Origin of the sequence: Rhodococcus wratislaviensis (assembly GCF_041228765.1) — a bacterium.
GTDB classification, from domain to species: Bacteria; Actinomycetota; Actinomycetes; order Mycobacteriales; family Mycobacteriaceae; genus Rhodococcus_F; species Rhodococcus_F wratislaviensis.
In genome coordinates this window covers 317,661-336,284 of record NZ_CP150489.1, presented here as the reverse complement: position 1 = coordinate 336,284, position 18,624 = coordinate 317,661, and the positions used below count along the sequence as shown (strand labels likewise).

Here is an 18,624-nt window from a genome sequence, read left to right as displayed (position 1 = left end):
CTCGGAATGGGACCCGACCACACCGGAGACTTTCGACAGCGCCCACACCGTGTACACCGACTTGCGAAATAGCACCCCGGTGCCATGGAGTAACGCCTACGGCGGCTTCTGGGCCGTAACGACGTACGACGACGTGATCCGAGTGACGAGCGACTCCGACACTTTCGTGACGTCAGTCCAGAATGTCGTTCCCGCGGTGCCCCGCACCACCCGGCGTCCACCGCTGCACTTCGATCCTCCTGATCACGCGAGGTATCGCGCTCCACTCGACAGGGTCCTCCGCAAGTCGCTCGTGCAGCGACTGGAAGGCAATTTCCGCTCTGTAGCAGAGGATCTCACGAAGTATTTCATCACCTCCGGTGGCGGCGACTACAGCACTGACGTCGCGTTACCCTTTGCAGCGGGAGCCTTTGCCTGCCTTCTTGACGTGCCCGCCGACCGGGTAATGGAGATCCGCAAGATCGGAGTGGACTACTCGCTGGCCATCCAGGCGATGGACACGGCGCAAATCGCAACCACAAGTGCCGAGCTGTACGAGCTGGCCACGGCGATCGTCGATCTCCGCCGCCGCGATCCACGATCGCCGGAGCAGGATCTGGTATCGAGTCTCCTCGCCGCCGGCGATGATCCCGATGCTCCGATTTCGGACGAGATGGTGGTCGCGTCGGTCCGTCAGCTCATAGTGGCGGGTATCGGTGCGCCACAGGCTGTTCTCGGAAGCATCGTTGCGCATCTGTCCCGAGATCACAATCTGCAAGACCGTCTGCGTGCCGACCGCACCCTTCTTCCGAGAGCCATCGAGGAATTCCTGCGCCTCTACGCTCCCTACCGAGTATTTGCCCGCACTCCGGTCGAGGACGTGGTCGTCGGTGGGCGGACGATTGCAGCGGGGGAGCCGATCGCCATGATCTTCCCCTCGGCGAACCGGGACGCTGCCCGATTTCCGAATGCACAGGAGTTCGTCCTCGATCGTGCCCCAAATCCGCATCTCGCGTTCGGTCGAGGTCCCCACCGCTGTCCAGCTGCAGCGATGGCGCGCCTCGAATTGGGCTGCGCACTCGATACCCTTTTGTCGGCGACCACCTGTTTCGCACTCGACGGTGAAATCGAAATGTTCAACTGGCTCGAGTTCGGGCCACGCGTCCTCCCGCTGACGATCACCCCGCGTGCTACAGGATAGTTCAGATCGCTTTGTCTTCAACATCTTCCGGCAATCTCGCAAATAGGCTACAGTTTTCATTGCGAGAGCTATTACTAGTGCATCTAATTTCGCCCGATCTTCCGAAGGAGACACATGACACTCGCCGACTCATCTCAATCACCCCCTCGAGAATCCGACTGGAATCCGATTGGAGAGGCCGCCGACCAGAACCCACTCGCCGAGCAAGCGCGCCTCCGTCGCGAATGCCCGGTGGCGTGGACCTCGGTACTGGGCGACGGCTTCTGGGCGATCACCCGCTACGACGATGTGACCCGGGCCGCCCGTGACCGGGACACCTTCTCCAACAAGCCAATCGGAGGCCCACGCCTCGGCGCACAGCCCGCTCCGCCACTCGAAGTCGATCGACCGGAACACACACCGTATCGGCGACTGCTCAACAGCTACTTCACCCGCGATCGACTGCAGGTGTTGGAACCGTGGATCACCGACCTCGCCGACGAGATGATCTCGTCCATGGTAATCGCCGAACAAGTCGACGCCGCTCAGGTCTTGACCTATCCCTTTCCGGCTCGGGTTCTCTGCCATCTACTCAAGCTGCCTGACACCGACTGGGCGAAGATCAAGCAATGGTCCGAAGAAGTCTTCCGCTACATGGAGGAACGCGAGAACGACCCGGTCCGGCACGCAGAAGCCAACAGAAAACTGCACGATTACGGCGCACAGATGATCAAAAGCCGCCTGCCGATGGGCCTCGACCCGAGCGAGGACATCGTCACTGGGCTGCTTTCCCATAAAGTCGACGGTCAGCCACTCACCTCGGAAGCTGTGTTCGGGATTGTTCGCCTACTGCTATCCGCCGGCCACAACTCGACCACGAGTTCGATGGGCATCAGTCTGCTGCGGATCGCCGAAGACCAGCAATTGCAGGACCGACTCCGCGCCAACCCGGACCTGATTGCTACAGCGATCCCGGAGTTCCTCCGACACGAGTCGCCCGTCATGGCCACACCGCGACACATAACCCGCGACATCGAGTTCGCCGGGAAGAGCATGAAGGCGGGCGAACTCGCCATGCTGGTGTGGTCTTCCGCCAACCGCGACAGCGACCACTTCGATGAGCCCGAACAGTGCAAGATCGGCAGATCCACCACCGATGCGGTCACGTTCGGTCACGGTATCCACAAATGCCTCGGCATGCCCCTCGCTCTGATGGAGATCCGCATCGTTCTGCAGAAACTGCTCGCGTCCACCACCTCGATCACCCTTGCCGGACCGGTTGAGCGTACGACCTGGGAACGCTACGGCGTCTCGCGTCTTCCCTTACTCCTCCGAAAGTGACCCCGACTCAAAGGAATGCACCATGCACATCGATGTCGATATGACCTTCTGCCAAGACCACGGCCAGTGTGTGATGGTCGCCCCGGAAGTCTTTCGCTTCAACTCCGACGGTAACCTCGAGTACTCTGAGACTCCCTCCCTTGCCGGAGATCTGATCGATCGAGTGGAAGAAGCAGCCGATATCTGCCCCGTCCAGGCCATCATCATCTCCCGCGCCGCGAGCTGACATGGCGCACATCACCGCACCAGTCCTGGTGGTCGGCGCCTCGATGGGCGGCCTCCGCTTCGTCGAAAATCTTCGATCCCGTGGATTCGACGGTCCCATCGAGATCGTCGGCGACGAAGTCCACGCCCCCTACAACCGGCCTCCGTTGTCGAAGGACGTACTCCATACCGCCACCACAATCGACGAACTCACTTTTCGCCGCCGGGCATCCACACGACACGAGACCTGGCGACTCGGTGAACGGGTCCGGCAGGTTCGGATCGCCGATCACGTCGCCGTCCTCGACAGCGGGAAGGAGCTGCGCTACACAGCACTAGCCGTTGCCACCGGTCTTCGCCCTCGAACGCTGGAGACACCCGGACCGACAAAGGGGCGCTTCGTCCTCCGAACCTACGATGATGCTGTCGCACTCAAGACCAGACTCACACCCGGAATCCGCGTGGTGGTCATCGGGGCCGGTTTCATCGGTTGCGAAGTTGCCTGCGCTGCAATACGCAACGGGTGCACAGTCACCATCGTCGCACCGGAAGCCGCGCCCATGATCCGCCCCCTCGGGTCCGTACTGGCAACAGAAACGCTCCGCCACCACGAATCCGCCGGCGTTCAATTCCGGCTCGGCTCCGGCGTCCGAGAGTTCGCCGGCTCGAGGCGGGTCGAGGAAGTAGTGTTGTCCAACGGCACCGTAATCGACGCCGACATCGTGGTCGAAGCAGTCGGATCGATCCCCAACGTCGAATGGCTCGACGGCAACGAGCTCGACCTCTCGGACGGCGTTCTGTGCGACCACTGGATGCGGGTCGAGGGGCTCCCCGACGTGGTAGCGATCGGAGACGTCGCACGTTTCCCGAACCTTCGGTTCGATGACATACCCCGACGAGTGGAACATTGGTCCATGCCGACGGAGACAGCACGTCGCGCAGCCGAAGGCCTTGCGACCCATCTCGCCGGCCAACCCCTGCCCGCCTCGCCGTTCACCCCATTGCCCCACTTCTGGAGCGATCAGTACGGCTACCGTGTACAAGGATTCGGCACCCTGTCACTCGCCGAGCAAACATCCGTGCTGGAATCGGACTCATCCGGCAGCCTCGTAGTCGGGTACTTCAAGGCCGACAGACTGGTTGGAGTGGCAGGAATCCACCCCCGGAAGGACGCACACAAACTCCTCAAGTACCGGGCGGACGTCGAAGCAACGCACCACGCCGCTTAACCTCGGTCATACAGAGCATCAGCGTGAAGGGAAGAAAACCCGGGTGACACCGTCGGAGATCGACTACCACTACGCCGGTCTGCCGCGACCACGTCACGGCGCGGAGCCCCAGCGACTGTTGAGCACCCTGCTCGGCGACTACTGGTTCTGGCGGAACGAGCACATCCCCTCCGCGGCACTGATCGGCTTGCTCGGCGAGTTCGAAATCAGTCCGTCCGGCGCACGCGCCGCGATGCAACGACTGACCGCACGCAACCTCCTGGTGTCCTCGCGTTCGGGCCGCACTACCGCGTACGGCCTCCTTCCCCGCAGCCGAACGGTACTGATCACCTATCTCGATAAATTGTTCATGCTGGGCAGCGGCGAACCGGCCTGGGACGGCAACTGGACTGTTGTCACGTACTCGATTCCAGAGGACGAAAAAGACAGCCGACGAGCCCTACGCGAAGCCTTGCGAGAACTGAAGTTCGGCATCCTCTACGACGCGGTATGGATTTCTCCCCGAGACAAAAGCCTGGACGTACTTGCGGTGCAGGAGGAAATCGGAGTGTCGGTGACAGTCTTCCGAGCGAAGTGTGTGTCGCCGGAGCACCCCGTCACGGTCGCGACCGAAGCGTTCGACCTGGGGGCTCTGGGCAGTCGGTATCAGGAATTCATCGACACCTACCAGCCAGTTCGCGAGAGTCTCCGCAGCACGAAGCCCACCCCCGCGCAGGCCCTCAAACTTCGCACCGCCGTCATGACGGACTGGCGCGACTTCCCCCAGCTGGACCCGAACCTGCCCACTGCGCTACTGCCGCAGGAGTGGCCCGGTCGTGACGCCCTCGAATGCTGCGCCGGCATCTACGACAGCCTAGGACCGTTGGCTGAAGAGTGTTTCCGCAGCACCATCGCGGAGTTCGATCCTGGTTTGGCGCTGCTGTCCAGCCACCACACCTTCGCGGGTGCACGCGAGCTGATCAGCCAAGGTTGCACTGGGCACAATGGCCGTTGACTCAAACGCGGTGGGTAGGCGGCATTGACGGCGCTCGCCGAAAGCGGATCTGGCGCAATTTTCGTGATTGCTATGGGGCGCTTAGCTATCCAGCGTGGATGACGCGTTTGCGGAGTAGGTCGAAGTTGGCTCGCCCGTACATCTGCCGTTTGAGCATCTGATCCTGTTCGCGTGCCCCTCGACGGCGCCGGAACTGTGCGGCAGTTCAGCCCGGCGGTGACGGCATCGAGATCACGGACCAGGCCTGCAGCAAACGACCGGAGTGCCGGTGACCCTTCTCGCCGGGCGCGGCCGATCCAGGCGTTCAGGTCCTGGTCACGCCGATCAACCATGATCGGCGAAGTCCCGGACCAGTCCACCGGTGGTGGCGAGCGCGGGGCCGCGCGCCAGGAGCGCGTCACGCCCGGCCCGGTCCTCGTCGGTGAGCCGGTCCGGTCGTCGGGTCAGCCACCCGGTGACCCGCCGGACGCTGGGCGCGGCCGGCCTCGAGGGCGGTGCGGTGTGGGCGGCGCGCAGTGGCTGCAAGAATCGGCGCACGGTCTTGGTGCTGCCGCGGTAGCCGAGTTCGGTGATCTCGCAAGTGAGGACGGCCGCGTCGACACACCCGCCGGTGGGCTCGAGAGCATCAAGCGGCTCGTGCACGAAGCGCGCTACATCGCCCAGCGGCGAGTGAACACCGAACTGCTCAAGCTCTACTGGCAGATCGGGGCGACGAACATCGAGCGACAAAAGACAGCCCCCTGGGGCAGCAAGGTCCTCTCCCGGCTCTCCGCGGATCTGCGCACAGAGTTCCCAAATGCGAAGGGATTCTCGCCGGCCAACCTCAAGTACATGCGGAGGTTCGCCGAGGCGTGGCCCGACGAGGAGGCAATCGGTCAACGACCCGTTGGCCAATTGCCCTGGGGTCATGTCATCGAGCTGCTCGAGAAGCTCGACGACGCCGAGTTACGCGACTGGTACAGCGCCAAGGACATCGCACACGGCTGGAGTCGTCCCGTGCTGGCACACCAGATCAAGACCCGACTGCACTGCGCGAGGGCGCGGCCCCGTCCAACTTCCCGCACGCGCTCGAGCGCACCGACTCCGAGCTCGCTCAGCAGATCACCAAGGATCCGTTCACGCTCGAGTTCCTCGCCATCGACGGCGATGCCGCCGAGCGGCAACTCGAGGATCGGCTCGTCGAGCGCATCATCGATACCCTTCGCGAGCTCGGCCCCAGTTTCGCGTTCGTGGGCCGCCAGGTCCACTTCGATGTCGAGGGCGATGAATATTTTGTCGACTTGCTCTTCTTTCACGTCGAGCAACTCCGGTACGTGGTCATCGAACTCAAGACCACGAAGTTCGACCCGCGCGACGCCGGCCAGCTCGGCTTCTATGTCGCCCTCGTCGAGGACCGGCTGCGCAGGCCGCAGCACCAGCCCACGGTCGGGATGCTGCTGGTGGCGGACAAGAACGAGTCCGTCGTCCGGTACGCACTGGCCGGCACCACCCAGCCGATCGCCGTCTCCCGCTACGATCTCTCGCCCGCCGAGCAGGCCGCGCTCCCCGCCGAGGACGCCCTCACGCGCGCGGTCGCCCTCGAGCTCGACGACCACACCCCGCCCTCGACACAACCCCATCGGAAACACTCATCACGCAGTGGATCCGGCGGGTGACGCGGGACACGGGACGTGCGTGTCCGACAGGGGATCCGCTTTACGGGTCGCGCACCGCACCTGACGTGGGTGTCAGAGCAACCGGATCGCCCGGCGCGGCAGGGGCACCGGCCCGGGCTGCACGGACCGCGGTCGTCGCCGGTGTGGCGTCAAACCCCAAGGTCCGGGCATTAAGGTGCCCCGACGTCGGGGGGTGACGCCGGGGCGAGAGTTCCGAGAACCAGTTTGGGGGGGATCCCCGGAACGGCGCCAACAGTACACAGCGCCCCGGACATGTGATTGTGCGAATACGGCGGTCACGCCTACTCGGGCGGGGTGTACCACCGATCCTGCTGGGGGCAGGCGCCGTCACAGGGCGGGATGCGCACGGTCTGCCCGCACGTGGAACGCCAGAAGGTGCGATGGCCGGCCGTGCCGGTGGCGGCGGCCGCGGAACACCCGCAGACCTCCCAGCCGACCAGGCATTGCCCGGCAATCAGGGGATGGCCTGAGGGGCACCGCAACGGTGCGGCCTCGAACTTCACGAGCTCAGGGGAACATATGTTCGATTTGAGGTAACCTCGATGCTGCCCCTATCCGGAGGGAAGCTGGTCGGGGCACACAACTATTACCGCCGACATGACCTACCATTCTGGCGGCGGAACTGGAGGAATGGCTACGTGACCAGCGGAGATACGGTGATGCTGCACGTTCGAGGCATCGCGAAGTTCACGATCATCTCCCGTCGAGGACGGTGATGCCGTCATCGAGTCCTTGGTGGACAGCCCGGGAACATTCCCGCTCCGGGTCCAGCTGAAGTTCCTGGTACCCGCGACCTGATCCAGGCTGCCCGCGGCACCCCGCCGCAACGGCCTCCTACGCGTGACTGATGCAGAACGGCCCCTGCGGAACTCTCCAGGGGCCGTTCTGGTGTCTCTACGGTTGCGACGTACCTACCTGAGGGCGTGCCGGTCCCGGTCCTGGATGATCCGGTCGGCCAACCGGTAGACCGCCAGCTCGTCGGGGATGCCGACCTGGGTGGCGGCATCGCGGGCCGCGAGGAACGCCCGGACCTGCTCGTCATCCCGTGATGTGCGGTCTCGGTTCAAGAACGCCTGGCGTGCGTCGGCGAGATCCTCGAGCACCCACCACTGGAAACGGTCGAGACCGGCGGCGATCTCGGCGACCCGCGCCCGCTCCGACCGGCGGGTGCGCCAGCGGTCCGCCAGTTCGGAACCCCCGAGCAGGAGACCGAGAACGACGGCGCAGACCGCGGTGATCACTGCGCGTCCCGGCGCGCGGCCACAGACCGTGCCGGCTCCCGGGTGACCGGCTGTGCCGGCTGCCGGGTGACTGTAACCAGGGCGACGGTCGCCGCGATCGCGACCACGAGGATCAGCAGCAGCGGCAGCGAGAACTCGGACGTGAACACCGCCGAGGCGGCCGTGGCCACGAAGGCGAGCACGGCGAGCACCCAGAGGGCCCGGGCCGCCACTACCCGGCGTGTGAGGTGGGCGGCCGAACCGCCGACGACCAGCACGGCGCCGATCCAGAGGGTCCAGGTGGTCATGGCGGTACGGGTCCTCCAAGGGCCGGCGGGCGTGAAGTCACGTCACAGGGTGTCATGCCACTGAAGGCCGACAGCCGGGCAGGCCATGAGCGGGGATAATCGGGCCGCACTATCGGCGAAGACCGTCGGAGCTGCGCACACAGGCGCACAATCGGCCCATGCGGCTGATTGTGCCGATGCTGGTCACCCCGTGGGGGGAGCCAACTTCGACCTACTCCGCAAACGTGCCATACACGCCGGATAGCTAAGCGCCCCAAAGCAATCACGATAATTGCGCCACATCCGATGACGTGACGGACAAACCCCTCAACCTGGGGAATTTCGTGACCAATGACAGATGTGGATAGCACACGCCACCATCACCGCGCCATCACCTCACCCCTGCCCGATCTCCTTCACCACATCTGACAAGGCCGACTTCAGCCCTCCAGGTGTTGCGAATCCGTCGAACCGACTGCACGAAACGCGCGGGACGCCTTCAACCCCTTTCGCACAACTCGGAGCTGAAAAATCGCCACGACAACCGACCCCGCCGCGAAGACCATCGCCAGATACCACCACCACGCGTCAAACACGAGATAGAGCACCGCACAGGCACCGGCGGCGGCAATGAACGCCCACTGCACGCGGTCCAGCGTGCGAGCCTTCTCAGTGGCACGAGTCATCACCGCAAGATAAAAGCCCTGGCTGTGCGAATGAATGTCGATCTCCCGTCCTCAACTGATCCGACACCGGTGGCAAGCGTCCACGACGACCGTGGCACAGAGTCCGCGTCATTCGTCGCGACCACCAGCCATCGTGCAACCGTAAGCGTAGAGGTCGCCACCGACACTGCACAGCGGCCAATCACGAGCCGGCCTACCCCAGACCATCCGGTGTGCTGCGTCGATCTCCGACGGAAGCTCCGGGCTGGAGAGCTGTGTGGCGCATCCGCGCATAGCGCCCAAAACGTACCTTTAGGTCGGTTATGGTCCGTTTGTTCGCGCCAGTAACCGCCGATCGAAGAGGTACGCATGCCGACCGCTCTGCCGAGCCTCCTCCGCCGCACATCAACCGTCCTGACCATGACCGCCGCGACGTTCTCCCTCGTGGCCACTACCGCCGGTGCCGCCCCGGCATACTCCTTCGCGGTGGCCGCGACGACGCCGGTGGGCGCGGCGCCGTCGCAGGTCGCTGTCTCCCCCGACGGCGCCGCCGCGTATGTCACCAACGCCCAGAGCAACGACGTCTCGATCCTCGACACCGCCACCAACACAGTCACCGGGACCGTTCCGGTCGGCGAAGCACCCGGCGGGATCGCCATCACGCCCGACGGTTCGGGGGTCTACGTCGTGAACGCGACCGGCAAGACCGTCTCCGTCATCGATACCACCACGAAAACGGTGACCGCCAGTGTCCCGATCACCGGTAGCGCGTCCTGGGGAGCCGCCGCCTCCGCGGATGGTGCGCACGTCTATGTGCCGACCGGTGATGCGATCTCGGTGATCGACACCGCCACCAACACGATCGCGGCCACGATCCCGGTGGGGTCGTTCCCGATTCTTACTGCGACCAACTCGACACATCTGTACGTCACCAATGCCGGCGACTACACCGTCTCTGTCATCGACACCGCGGCGAACACCGTCGTTGCGACCATCCCGGTCCCGGCAGCCGGCCGCCCCGTCGCGGTCACCGCCACCGACCAGGCTGTGTACGTCCGCAGCGGCACCGAGGTGTTCGTGATCGATGCCGTCACCAACACGGTCAGCACAACCTTTCCCGTGAAGGGCACCCTCGGCGGGGTGGCCGTCACCGGCGACGGAAACACGCTGTACGTCATCGACTCCGAAGGCGGCGCGGTCGCGGTCTTCGACACCGCCACCAATACCGAGGTCGCCTATCTTCCCGTCGGCGCGATCACCGGTGGCGTTGCCGTCTCCCCCGACGGCAACAAGGCCTACGTCACCAGCTCCGACAACATCGTTGCCACCATCACCCGCGGCGGTGCGAACGAAGCGTGCACCGGATCGCTGTGCCTTCCGATCCCCGGTCGCTGACGCGAACAATAATGAGTGAGGGCGGAACCCCGAAGGGCTCCGCTCTCACTCATTCAGGTCAGTCGCACGCGGTCATCGGGCATCTCCAAGCTCCGTGGCCATCGCGGAGCAATGACCAGAGCTTGCAGACGGTCTGCTGCGCAAAGTGACGGGGTGCGCCCGTCCAAGGAGGTCGGCTGGCCGGTGAACAACCCTCCCGCCCGTGTCCCCGCCGGCGCCCGCTACGAGCTGGCTTCCGCGGCCGCGCGGGTCGGCAGCGCGACCGCGCTGAAGCTGTACGCCACCGGGGTTTCTTTAACGGGATCGCCCCTCGCATCGGTCTTCTCCACATCGAGTGGCGCTGGATCACCGGCGGCAGTCCTGCAGGCATGCTCAAGGTCGCTGTGGACAAGCGCTGTCCTTCGGATGATGATCCCGCCACGCTTCCCCAGGCGCTTCAGCTGAGAACGCGGGCCTGCCGTGCCGCACGCAGCCAGTCCGGGTACTCGCTGAGCAGCAACTCGTACAGGGCCGCGTTGCTGAGCGTGTCGACGTTCTCGACCGCGAAGAACCCGGCGTTGTCGACGAGTCGGCCGGTCAGGTTGTCGAGCCTTTCGAGGACACCGAAGCTGGACTTGCCGATTCCGATGAACTGCCAGAACGCCGGCAACGCCGACGCCGTCCGCATCAGGGTGGTGATTTGAGCTTTTGCGTGGAATCCGCCGTCGGTGAAGAACAGCACCAAGGTCGGGACCGCGGCGGACTTGTCGAGGGTGCCGATGATCTCTTCCATGATCGGGATCTCGTTGTTGGTGCCGCCGATCGCATCGAAATCGATGTCACCGTGGCGGCCGTGCAGGTGGACATAGGTGTTCACCCAGGTGTCGGCGTCGGCGACGGTGACGTCGGGCAACTTCACGAACCGCTGGGCATAGGCATAGGCCTCGAGGTTCCCGTCCGAATCGAGCTGCGTCGCGACCGGCACCATCCGCTCGATGATGCGCTTGACCTCACCGGACCGGTACCGCTTGGACATCGACCCCGTGTTGTCCATCACCAGGACGACCCGGCCGACCGGGTTGGAGGCCCCCTTGTGCAGGAGCACTTTCGCGACCTCCCGTTTCTGCAGGTTCAGCTTCTCCCGCTTGACCAAAGAGAGCGTGGCTTCGCCGGGAACCGTTCGAACACCGTCCCCGTCGACGGTCGCCGAAGTGCCCGCCGCGCCAGCGGTTCGTACGAGTTCGGCCGCCTGTGTAGGTGTGGGTGTGGGTGTCTGCGCGGGGGTTTCGTCGACAGTGACACCGTGCTCGGTGACCAGGGCGCCGAGTCCCCCGCCCCAGCCGGCCGACCGGTTACGCACCTTCCAGGACCCGTTGCGCCGGTACACCTCGAGCAGCACCGCCGACCGCTCGGTGGTCAGGCCCTCCGCTGGGATCTCGAACGAGGTACCGCCGGTCTGGGTGACCGTCACGGCCAGGCCGGGCACCTGGGACAGGCTGCCGGGCGCGTTCTCATCCAGCGCGACGGCTACAGCGAGGGTGTCGATCGCTGCGGGGACAGTGCCGAGGCTCAGCGTGACCTGCTCGCCGGCGAGAGTGACCGCACCCTCCGGGGTGCTGGGGTTGTTGAAGAACACCAGATCGGCGTCCGTCCGCACCTTCAAATCGGCACCGAGCTGGAAGACGAACAGATCGACAGTTCCCTGCCGGGCGCCGGTCACCTCCACCGTCGTGGTTGCCGTGTCGATCGGGCTGTTCGCTCCGCGAGTCAGAGAGGTCATGGTGTGTGCCGGCCCCCTCAGGTGGGACCGAGTCCTTTCCTTCGTCAACTGGTGTGGCGCAGAACCGGCTGTCGCCGGGGCGAATTCATGTCCAGCCCTCGATACTCCATCGTGGGGGTAGCGACCGGCCCCCGTTACGCAGTTCGGATCCCACGGGCATCAGTTCGACGAACCGACCGAGTATCGAACTGGTGCCCGCTCACCGTGTCAGGTTGATGACGCAGGTGTCGAGGGCTTGGACGATTTCGTCACCGGGGGAGATTTTCAGCGGGGCGTCGCTGGCCTTGGGCCAGGTGGTGGTGTTGCGGGCTCCGCCGGTCGAGGAGTAGACGGCGCCGTTCGCGATCACCCAGACGTCGGAGCGGTTCTTCATCTTGCCGGTCGTGTCGACGGCGGTGCCGCCGTGGAACGTGTACGGGCCGGAGTCGATCACCGTGCCGTTGATGAGCGACAGGCCGGACGCGGAGAACCCCGACTCGACGAGGGCAACGAGCGTTTCGTTCGCCGGGGCGCAGCGCGGGTCGGACGCGGGAACCGCAGGTCGCGGGGCCGCGGCCTGTGTTGTGGTCGGTGCGGCCGCGGCCGGTGGAGTGGCCGACGAGGGTGCCGCCGATGTCGTTGTAGGTCGTGTCGTTGTAGGTCGTGTCGTGGTGACCTGTGTCGTTGTGGCGGTCGTTGTCCTGCGGCCGCCGGCCTGTCGTCCTCCTTGTCACCGCCACCGAAGACCGATCCGAGAATTCCCATGACTACCAGCACCGCGACCAGAATCAGCAGGACCTTCCCCACCCCGCCCTCCTTTTGTGGAGTGGGTGTCTGGGACGGCTTCGGTTGGGTCTGCTCGGTCCACTGTGTTCCGTCCCAGTAGCGCAGTAAGTTCGCATCTGCCGGGTCCTGGTGCCATCCGGGCGGGGGTGTCGGAGCGGTCACTGTGGGAGTTCTCCTCGATCTGCGCTGGGGCCCGCCTGCCTGTCAGGCGCCGGTGGATCCTCCGTTACCCCTCGAGATTCGGAAACGGTTGTGGATTCTCCGTGGATTGTGACACCTTCACCGCCGCGCTGCGTCCGGTGACCTCCTTCTACCCTCAGCCTGAATATCGCGCGAATGACACCGAGCGACACGGCCTTTCGGCGGGGGGACACACCCTCCGTCGATGATTCTATGGTGGGCTATGACGACGCGGCCGCAGGTAATCGGCGCACATACACCCACACACCGCGAGGCACACGAAACTACTGTCAACGGACACGAGGAAGCCCGGGCGGGCGGACATGAGATCTCCGGATCTGTGGACATCAAAATTCCGGATGTGTGGTCGTGGAAGACCGGTTGCGGCCGGTGCCGTTGGTCCGCGTCGTTAGTCGAGTGGGTGCACGCCCTTGCCGGCGAGGGCGTCGGCGAGGCGGTGTGAATCGCCCTTGGTCACGATGACGTGGGCGTGGTGCAGGAGCCGATCGACAGTAGCGGTGGCCAGGGTCTTCGGCATGATCGTGTCGAATCCCGAGGGGTGAATGTTCGACGTCACGGCGACCGAGCGGCGCTCGTATGCGGCATCGACGATGCGGTAGAACGCCTCGGCGGCGTCCTGCCCGGCGGGCAGCATGCCGATGTCATCGACCACCACGAGATCGCAGGAGCAGACCTTCGCCACCGTCCGGGCGACCGACCCGTCGGCCTTCGCCTTGTTCACCGTCTGGGTGAGGGTTTCGAGGGTGAACCACAGCACCCGCAGGTCGGCCTCGATCGCGGCGTGCGCGAGCGCTTCGACGAAATGACTCTTCCCCGTCCCGGACGCTCCGGACACGGCCAAATTCTCCCGGCGGTGCACCCATTCGAGCGTGGTGAGCGCGTTCTGGGTGGCCTCGGGAATCGAGGATTCCTCCGGGCGCCACGACGAGAACGTCTTGCCGGTCGGGAATTTCGCGTTCTTGCGGCGCATCCGCCGGGTGGCGGCGTCCCGGCCGACGACTTCCTCCTGCAGCAGCACCCGCACCACCTCGGCCGGGTCCCAGCGTTGGGCCCGGGCGGTCGCGAGCACGTCGGGGGCGGCCTTGCGCAGATACGGCAGCCGCATGCGGGTGCAGATCTTGGCCAGCTCGTCGGGGAGGGGCGGCGCCGAATTGCTGTTCATGCGCCCACCCGGCCCCATCCGGCGGTGCCGGGTTGCGTGGAGTGGGTTTCGTCGACCACAACCACAGGTCCGGGCTGTGCGGCGGCGGCAAGGTGGTCGAGGATCGAGGCGAGATCCCCGTCGCCGAACCGGTCCGCCGCCGCGGCCACGGCCAATGCCTGATCGACCCGTCCGGCGCCGAGGACGTGGGCGAATTCGACTGCCCTGGCCATCTTGTGGCGGATCCGGACGACCCCTCCGGCGGCGGCCTCGGTCAGCCAGCGGTGTGCGCCCTCTCCGAGGGCGAGGAAGTCGATCTCGGCTGCGGTGCGCGGGCGGGGTTTGGGCAGGCGCAGCACCGATCCGTCGTCGGGGTGATGCGGGTAATGCGCGGCGACGATCCTCGGGTTCCCCGGGGTGGACAGTCGGTGGCGGGCGATCTCCGCGACACCGCTTCCGGTGCGGGCGACGATCACCAATTCGTCGCCGGTGACCCGGCACCGCACCTTCGTCCCTTGGTGCCCGTCCGGGGTCGAGTACCGAACGTTTCCCCAGCTGACGGTCTGGTCGAAGCCGACGAGGCGCTCCTCACCGAGGGCAAGCAGATGCGGATCCTCGGGCAGCACGTGCAGCCGCCCGAATTCGGTGGCCAACCGCTCGGCCGGGGCGGCCCCGACGGCGCGATGCGGGCGGGCGTTGACCTTCTCGCACCACCGCTCACATGCGTCGACGAGCTCGGCGAAACTCGGGTATTCCTCGAGCAAGTTCGCCTCGGTCGGCACCAGATCGGCCTTCGCGATCTTGACCGTGTGCTCGGCGCCGCCCTTCGATTCCGGGTCGAACGGTTCACACGTGTGCACGACGCAGCCGTAATGCTTTCCTGCGGAGACGATGTCGGGGTGTCGGACGGGGACGCCGGCGATCCGGTCCATCGTGACGGTTCGGGGATTGTCGGTCAGCAGATACGTCGGTGCCCGACCGATCCGGCGCAGTGTGGTGTCCAGGCAGGCGATCAACGTCGGGAGCTGCTGGTCCCACGCCGGCACCACCACTCGGAACCTCGACCACGACAACCATGCGCAGAACAGTTGGGTTCGCCGGCCACCGACCCGCGGGCCCTCGCCCCAATCGAACTGCAGCCACATGCCCGGCTCCGGGATCCAGGGCCGATACTTCCGGCGGTGCCCGGCCCGGTAGGTCGCCTTGAGCTCGGCGACCGCGCGGCGGGTGGTGCGGTCGGTGCCGTCGAAGCCCATCGCGGTGAGCTTGTCGTGCACCACGTCCGCCCGGATCCGGCCCTGTGAGGCCTCCACCAGCTCCTCGATCTTCCCGAGGAAGGGGTCGATCGAGCGTGCGCGGCGCTCACGCTCGGCCGGGTCACGGCCGGCGTCGCGGAGCTCGACATACCGGGCCACCGTCTTCTCGTCACACCCGACCAGCTGCGCCGCCGAATGCGCACACTGGGTCAGGTCGTAGGCCTCCAAGATCTCCATCACTTCCCTGGCACACTTGGTCATGGGGTTCCTTCGGTCGGTTGGTTTGCGCGGCAAACCAAGCCAACTCGGGCGAAGGAACCCCGCCCGGTATTTACGCCAGCGTGTCAATCAGCTGTTTCGTGTCCGCCGACCCGGAATTCTCGTGTCCACTGATCCGGAGAAACCGTGTCCGTCCAACCGGAGCGAACTGACCGCCTACAAGGAGTCTGACGTGTCCGTTGGCAACTACCCGAGTCCCTGAAGTCGGTTCCGTTTACGATCGGTGACGGCGGGGGAACGCCATCCGGCGCACAACGAGGGGGAACACGCATGTCTGCAGTCGCACAGGCGGAGAAGGCCGACGCCGCCCCATACAGTCGGGCGCTGCTGGGCCTGGACAGCTGATTCGCCGCGCGGGAGCGCTGGCCGCGGTTGTCGCCCGCGATCGCGACCATCGTGGTCACGTTCATCTTTCATCCCCCAACCGAGATCTGTCGCGGACACCACCCCTTCCCCGAGGACGTGCTCGCCCAGTACGGATTCGCCGTCGCCGAACAACACTTCACCCGAGCACGCATACCCATCGTCGCCGCCCACTGCACCCTCCGGCTCGTTTCCGGCCCCCGAACCACCCCCACCGCGTTCGTGGCCGACTGGCCGGCGACCGGACTGGCCCTCGCCGGTGTCGTCCTCGCCGCAGGTGGCATCTGGCTCGGGTGGCGATCCCGACTTCGCAGCTCGGACCGAACACGTTAGGCCAGGCGCGAACACACCACCCCGTTGTGCGTGATCCGCCGATGCCGCCTGCCATACCGAGAGGAACCCCAGCGCCGACACCCGAACCCGACGACCACAAAATCGTCAGCCTGAACGCCGTGCGTCAAAGGAGAACCGACGACCTACTGTCCGGACACATACCGCCAACATCGCTGCCGGACCGCCGACGCGACCGAATCGCCGCCGACCTACTCGTCACCGACGTCCTCACCACGTACATGCGCGGGATCCGGGATCGAGCCGGCCGGGGTCATGGTCACGCTCGGCATCGCCGACGACGCCCGGCTCCGCGACCTGACCGCCGAGCAGCGCGGGCAGATCACCGACGCGATCGCCGCGACGAGCGAGCGATAAGGGACGCGTATCTCCGCTGCCCAGATGGCACTACTCGTCCGGTTCAGGACTCGACCGGGACCAACCGCTCCAGGCGGGCATGACAGGGCAACCGACCAGGGATGTCGCCGCGCACCGAATCGATCACCTTGTCCCCGCCGTCGACACATGCGTACGGACGGACTGGCGGAGATCTTCGACCAGAGGCGCTCACCGAGCACTGCGCCGTCGACTGCGTGCCCTGACCCCTTTGCTTTCGTGCTGCGCGTTTCGTAGGCTTTAACCCTACGAAACGCGCCTGAAGGAGGGTGACATCATGGCTCTGGCACACAGCACCGCCGTACCCGCCACCTTGGCCCGCCGGCCCTTGCGCACCTTCCGCCCCCAAGACGCCACCGACGTCTACGCCCACCCCCGCCCCGAACTTGCCCGCCTGGTCACACGCGGCGTCTTGCACCGCGCCGCCCCCGGCTACTACATCGTCACACCGCCGGAACAGGCCGGGCGCCCGTGGATCCCGAACCTCGAAGCCACCGCCGCCGGCATCGCCACCACGATCTACGGACCCGATCATGCGATCGTGATGGGCATCAGCGCCGCCCGCCTCCACCATGCGATCCCCCGGGCGCTGGCCACCGCGGTCGTCGCCGTCCCCCGCCGGCACCGGAACATCACCCTCACCGACCGGACCGCCACCATCCGTTTCCTCCGCCGCGACACCCCCGAACTCGACGCCGAACGCCTGAACACCCCCCTCGGGTCGGCGCTGGTGACCACCCCGGAACAGACCGTCCTCGACCTGGCACGGTGGCCGGCCCTCGGCGACGCCGAAAACGAAATCCCCACCGCCGTCACCTCGCTCTACCGGCGCAGCGACCGCGAACGCCTCACCACCCTCGCCGCCGAGCAGAAACTGACCGCCGCCCTCGCCCGCGCCGAAACCTGGGTGCAGGCAGCCTCGTGAACCTCGACGAACGCGACAGCGTCGCCGACCTGTTCGGCGTCGCCCCCGAACAGGTAGAACGAGACCACCTCATCTCCCTGCTCCTCGCCTACCTCAGTGACCATTTCGCCGACCGACTCCACTTCATCGGTGGCACCGCCCTCGCCCGAACACACCCGCCCGACGGGCGCCTCAGCGAAGACATCGACCTCATCGCCCTCGACCCACGACGCAGTACCCTGGCCGCCGACCTCGACAAAGCGCTCCCGAGAGCGTTGCAACGCGCATACGGTCGCCTCGCATGGGCGCCCCCGCTCAGCGCCGGCACGAGTGTGGACGCCGCCACCCTCCACACCACCAGTGGCCTCGCGGTGAAAATCCACCTCCTCGCCTCCACCGACCGCACCCTCTGGCCCACCGAACCCCGCACCCTCATCCAGCGCTACACCGACTCCCCACCCGCCCGGCTGCTCGTGCCCACCCTGCCCGCATTCGCCGCCTCCAAAACCGCCACCTGGTGCGACCGCGCCGCCGCCCGCGACCTCTGGGACCTCTGGGCACTGACCAACATCGGCGCCATCAACCCCGAGACCGCCGCACTGTTCCGCAAACACGGGCCCACCGGGAAGAACCCCGGCACCTACGTCTTCACCCGCCCACCCAGCGACAACGAATGGCACATACAACTCGCCGGCCAAACCCGACTCACCATCACCGCACCCGACGCCCTCCACACCGTCCGCACAGTATGGGACCACCTCACATCCCACCCCTGACGCATCCCGAACCCATTTCCCCGGTGGGGTTTTCGCGCTCGCATACCCACAGCTCACGTCAGCATCGTCGGTCATGGTGCCCGTCGGTTGCCGTCATCGATCTGGGCCTGCCGAGCCCCAGGTCCGCAGCACCTCTCGATGCACACCGAGCTGGTCCGCGATCCGCGCGATCGCTCCAGCCGATGCGCTCGGGTCGCGACGGGCCTCGAGCGCCTACCCGCGTCGCCCGCTCCTTCAGCTCCTCTGGATATTTCCTCGACGCTCCCATGAATCTCACCTTCCGT

Annotated in this window: 18 protein-coding genes and 1 pseudogene; 10 read left to right on the top strand and 9 right to left on the bottom strand. The window is 65.8% G+C overall.

Annotated features, from left to right (window positions below):
• Window positions 1-49 precede the first annotated feature (49 nt).
• The 5 genes from WKC72_RS40375 to WKC72_RS40355 all read left to right on the top strand — a co-directional run bounded on the left by WKC72_RS40375 (window position 50) and on the right by WKC72_RS40355 (window position 4,927).
• Window positions 50-1,180: a cytochrome P450 gene (locus WKC72_RS40375; protein ID WP_370184808.1), complete on the top strand. Its 1,131-nt coding sequence runs from the start codon at window positions 50-52 to the stop codon at window positions 1,178-1,180.
• A 450-nt stretch (window positions 1,181-1,630) separates the two neighbouring features.
• Window positions 1,631-2,500 (top strand): cytochrome P450, encoded by an 870-nt coding sequence (locus tag WKC72_RS40370; protein WP_370184806.1) that lies wholly within the window; start codon window positions 1,631-1,633, stop codon window positions 2,498-2,500.
• A 22-nt stretch (window positions 2,501-2,522) separates the two neighbouring features.
• The gene (locus tag WKC72_RS40365) at window positions 2,523-2,726 is read left to right on the top strand and encodes a ferredoxin (protein ID WP_370184804.1); all 204 of its coding nucleotides are present in this window, start codon (window positions 2,523-2,525) and stop codon (window positions 2,724-2,726) included.
• Window position 2,727: 1 nt separating this feature from the next.
• Window positions 2,728-3,933 carry an NAD(P)/FAD-dependent oxidoreductase gene (locus WKC72_RS40360; protein ID WP_370184803.1) on the top strand — a complete coding sequence of 402 codons (1,206 nt, stop codon included), beginning with the start codon at window positions 2,728-2,730 and terminating at the stop codon, window positions 3,931-3,933.
• A gap of 118 nt (window positions 3,934-4,051) precedes the next feature.
• Window positions 4,052-4,927 carry a PaaX family transcriptional regulator C-terminal domain-containing protein gene (locus WKC72_RS40355; RefSeq protein WP_370184801.1) on the top strand — a complete coding sequence of 292 codons (876 nt, stop codon included), beginning with the start codon at window positions 4,052-4,054 and terminating at the stop codon, window positions 4,925-4,927.
• A 324-nt stretch (window positions 4,928-5,251) separates the two neighbouring features.
• Here the strand turns inward: WKC72_RS40355 and WKC72_RS40350 are convergent, their stop codons facing one another.
• On the bottom strand, window positions 5,252-5,569 hold the full coding sequence (locus WKC72_RS40350) for a hypothetical protein (RefSeq protein ID WP_370185562.1): 318 nt from the start codon (window positions 5,567-5,569) through the stop codon (window positions 5,252-5,254).
• On the opposite strand from WKC72_RS40350, the pseudogene WKC72_RS40345 reads away from it, so the two are divergent.
• Window positions 5,552-6,582 (top strand): annotated as a pseudogene (locus WKC72_RS40345) (YhcG family protein). The gene WKC72_RS40350 and the pseudogene WKC72_RS40345 sit on opposite strands and share 18 nt — an antisense overlap.
• Window positions 6,583-7,514: 932 nt before the next feature.
• On the opposite strand, the gene WKC72_RS40340 reads toward WKC72_RS40345, so the two are convergent.
• The 3 genes from WKC72_RS40340 to WKC72_RS40330 form a co-directional block, all read right to left on the bottom strand.
• Window positions 7,515-7,844 (bottom strand): hypothetical protein, encoded by a 330-nt coding sequence (locus WKC72_RS40340; RefSeq protein ID WP_370184799.1) that lies wholly within the window; start codon window positions 7,842-7,844, stop codon window positions 7,515-7,517.
• Window positions 7,841-8,131, bottom strand: coding sequence for a hypothetical protein (locus WKC72_RS40335; RefSeq protein ID WP_370184798.1), 291 nt, complete (start codon window positions 8,129-8,131; stop codon window positions 7,841-7,843). The genes WKC72_RS40340 and WKC72_RS40335 overlap by 4 nt, the downstream gene beginning before the upstream one ends.
• A 419-nt stretch (window positions 8,132-8,550) precedes the next feature.
• On the bottom strand, window positions 8,551-8,799 hold the full coding sequence (locus tag WKC72_RS40330) for a hypothetical protein (protein WP_370184796.1): 249 nt from the start codon (window positions 8,797-8,799) through the stop codon (window positions 8,551-8,553).
• Between the two features lie 345 nt (window positions 8,800-9,144).
• Between WKC72_RS40330 and WKC72_RS40325 the strand changes: the two genes are divergently transcribed.
• Window positions 9,145-10,170, top strand: a complete 1,026-nt coding sequence (locus WKC72_RS40325; protein WP_370184794.1) for a beta-propeller fold lactonase family protein — start codon at window positions 9,145-9,147, stop codon at window positions 10,168-10,170.
• Between the two features lie 436 nt (window positions 10,171-10,606).
• Here WKC72_RS40325 and WKC72_RS40320 read toward each other — a convergent pair whose 3' ends face one another.
• From WKC72_RS40320 to istA, 5 genes are all read right to left on the bottom strand, one after another.
• Window positions 10,607-11,929 carry a VWA domain-containing protein gene (locus tag WKC72_RS40320; protein WP_370184792.1) on the bottom strand — a complete coding sequence of 441 codons (1,323 nt, stop codon included), beginning with the start codon at window positions 11,927-11,929 and terminating at the stop codon, window positions 10,607-10,609.
• 199 nt (window positions 11,930-12,128) lie between these two features.
• On the bottom strand, window positions 12,129-12,362 hold the full coding sequence (locus WKC72_RS40315; RefSeq protein WP_370184790.1) for a hypothetical protein: 234 nt from the start codon (window positions 12,360-12,362) through the stop codon (window positions 12,129-12,131).
• Window positions 12,359-12,856, bottom strand: coding sequence for a DUF2510 domain-containing protein (locus WKC72_RS40310; RefSeq protein ID WP_370184788.1), 498 nt, complete (start codon window positions 12,854-12,856; stop codon window positions 12,359-12,361). The genes WKC72_RS40315 and WKC72_RS40310 overlap by 4 nt, the downstream gene beginning before the upstream one ends.
• Window positions 12,857-13,283: 427 nt before the next feature.
• Entirely contained in the window at window positions 13,284-14,057 is a 774-nt protein-coding gene (gene istB / locus WKC72_RS40305) for an IS21-like element helper ATPase IstB (RefSeq protein WP_029537648.1), read from the bottom strand.
• The gene (gene istA, locus WKC72_RS40300) at window positions 14,054-15,553 is read right to left on the bottom strand and encodes an IS21 family transposase (RefSeq protein WP_370184786.1); all 1,500 of its coding nucleotides are present in this window, start codon (window positions 15,551-15,553) and stop codon (window positions 14,054-14,056) included. The genes istB and istA overlap by 4 nt, the downstream gene beginning before the upstream one ends.
• A 390-nt stretch (window positions 15,554-15,943) precedes the next feature.
• On the opposite strand from istA, the gene WKC72_RS40295 reads away from it, so the two are divergent.
• The 3 genes from WKC72_RS40295 (at window position 15,944) to WKC72_RS40285 (ending at window position 18,340) form a co-directional block, all read left to right on the top strand.
• A complete protein-coding gene (locus WKC72_RS40295; RefSeq protein ID WP_370184784.1) occupies window positions 15,944-16,267 on the top strand; it encodes a hypothetical protein in 324 nt (107 codons plus the stop codon).
• 670 nt (window positions 16,268-16,937) lie between these two features.
• Window positions 16,938-17,585, top strand: a complete 648-nt coding sequence (locus tag WKC72_RS40290; protein WP_370184782.1) for a type IV toxin-antitoxin system AbiEi family antitoxin — start codon at window positions 16,938-16,940, stop codon at window positions 17,583-17,585.
• The gene (locus WKC72_RS40285; RefSeq protein WP_370184780.1) at window positions 17,582-18,340 is read left to right on the top strand and encodes a nucleotidyl transferase AbiEii/AbiGii toxin family protein; all 759 of its coding nucleotides are present in this window, start codon (window positions 17,582-17,584) and stop codon (window positions 18,338-18,340) included. The genes WKC72_RS40290 and WKC72_RS40285 overlap by 4 nt, the downstream gene beginning before the upstream one ends.
• Window positions 18,341-18,624: the final 284 nt, after the last annotated feature.